2 protein-coding genes are annotated in these 1,617 nt (G+C 31.1%); both read left to right on the top strand.

Features of this window, described 5'->3' with window-relative positions; translation table 11 throughout:
• Positions 1-252: 252 nt before the first annotated feature.
• Positions 253-1,182, top strand: a complete 930-nt coding sequence (locus HMPREF9473_RS24170) for a hypothetical protein (RefSeq protein ID WP_034860117.1) — start codon at positions 253-255, stop codon at positions 1,180-1,182.
• 74 nt (positions 1,183-1,256) lie between these two features.
• A partial coding sequence (locus tag HMPREF9473_RS24165; protein ID WP_006782856.1) for a DUF3592 domain-containing protein occupies positions 1,257-1,617 on the top strand: 361 nt, incomplete at its 3' end.

Here is a 1,617-nt window from a genome sequence, read left to right as displayed (position 1 = left end):
ATGGAGGGAGTTACTGCAGGTGTTGATAATGGTGGTAATAAACAGCAAATGCAAGTGCAGAGTCCAGAAGAAATGCAAAATACTCTGAAAAATCAGACAATGGGAGGTTCTTAAGGAATGAAAAAAATATTAGTATTTTTAAGTCTTATCTGTATATTATCAGCATGTGGAGGCTTTCAGCAATCTGATGAAACAATGATTGAAGAATATTTAAGTTCAGGCTGAAGACTATGTGAAACAAAAAAATATGATTTGGCAAAGCTAAGTTTTGCTGAAGCAATAGAATTATCAGAGAAAGTATATGGATCGGATAGTAAAGAAGTGGCTGATATTTATCTTGAACTTTCTGTTAACAATAAAAACTATGTAGAAGCACTAGATAATGTTGCCAGTGCAGAAAAAATATTTCAGAAAAATGAAGATAATGATGGGTTAGCAAGAACTTTTCACTCATATGGGAGTATATATGCAGATTTTTCAGAACCTGAATTAGCTAGAAAGGCTTATGAAGATGCATTGCGTTATTGTGATATGAGTGCAAATGACCAAAGTGAACTGAAATTTGAAATATATTTAAATCTTACTGGCGTAGAAACAGATTTTGAAGAGTTGATGTATTACTTTCAAAGGGCAGAAAAATTAATAGAGAACAGAAATGATGCTCATTTGATACGATTTTATTTTGGTAAAGGGAATACTTATTATAATTATGGAATAGCTGAAGAGGCAGCAGCCTGCTATGAAAAAGCTATAGAAATTTGGAAAGAGATGGAAAAAGATAGGGATATGAACGATATTCCTTTGTATATTGCTTATAGTTACGATTGTTGTGGACATTGTTATATAGCACTTGAAGAATATATGAAGAGTATTGAGTACATTGACGTATCGATTGAGATGTTCAAGAATATAGAAGGAGTAAGTATAGGGGATTTGGCGACTGCATATAGGCATTTATCAATGGCATACATGAAATTGGAAGTGCCAGATTATGAAAAGGCTCTTGAATATGGATTGAAGTCCTGCCAAGTTTATCTTGATAAAGAGGACGAATTAAGTATAGAAGAGTTGGAGTATTTCAAGAGACTAAAAGATTTGTTTAAAGGTTTATATGAAGAAACATCTTACGCAAAAGAAAAAGATTTTGAAACATGGTATAAAGAAAATATTAATGCCAAATGATAAATACCAAAAACTAATCAAAATCCAGATTCATTTAAAATAATCTATAAAATAGGCAAGGGGAGATATGTTAAATGAAAATAGTAATTTGGAGTACTTGGATTCTATGCATATGTTGCTTAGGTGTGCTAATATTTTTGATTTACCATAAATATAAAATAAAGAAATGTGATAATCAAACTACGGCAACAATTATAAAACTGGAAAAAGAAAGCTATAATGCTGGGAATCGCACAAAGTTTTTCTACAAACTTATTTATCGATACACGGTATCAGGTATTGTTTATGAAGAGAGAGATGTTTGCGATTCTACTGAGCCTCAAAAATATGAAAAAGGTCAAGTAGTGTTGATTTCATATGAAACAAAAAACCCAAAAAATTTTATTGTAAGCTCAGAGATAAAGTCCATTAATATAGATATTATCAGAACTTTTT

This window comes from Hungatella hathewayi WAL-18680 (genome assembly GCF_000235505.1).
GTDB lineage: Bacteria > Bacillota > Clostridia > Lachnospirales > Lachnospiraceae > Hungatella_A > Hungatella_A hathewayi_A.
Note: the sequence above shows the minus strand (reverse complement) of the source record. Positions and strands in the feature narration are given on the sequence as shown.